General features: G+C 66.0%; 1 protein-coding gene. It reads left to right on the plus strand.

Annotation, left to right across the window (positions count from 1 at the left end; all coding sequences use genetic code 11):
• Positions 1–54: 54 nt before the first annotated feature.
• Positions 55–429 (plus strand): FAD-dependent monooxygenase (locus I6F38_RS43460; protein ID WP_225164723.1); only part of this gene is annotated, 375 nt, incomplete at its 3' end.

Raw genomic sequence — 429 nt, forward strand, 5'->3', positions numbered from 1 at the left:
TACCGATGGGGCACGCTGTGGTTTCAAGGATGGGTGGATGGGTGGAACCCGCGCGTGCTGCAGCAGCGCTTTCGCGGCACGCGCGAGATGATGGGCCTGCTGCCCACCGAAGTGGACGGCAACTGCACGCGCCTGTCGATGTTCTGGAGCCTGCCCGGCGATGCTGTCGACGCCTGGCGCCAGACCGACATCACACAGTGGAAGGCCCACGTGCTCAGCTTGTGGCCGCAAGCTGCGCCCATGGTCGAGCAGATCGGCTCGCACGACGATATGCCGTTTGCCGTCTATCGCCACACGTGGCCGCGCGCGTTGGCCAAACCACCTTACTGCGTCATCGGCGATGCCGCGCATGCCATGAGCCCGCAACTCGGTTTGGGGACCACGCTGGCCGCGCAAGATGCCCTGGCACTTGCCGCGTGCGTGCAAGTG

Source organism: Bradyrhizobium sp. BRP56 (assembly GCF_020194035.1).
GTDB lineage: Bacteria > Pseudomonadota > Alphaproteobacteria > Rhizobiales > Xanthobacteraceae > Bradyrhizobium > Bradyrhizobium australafricanum.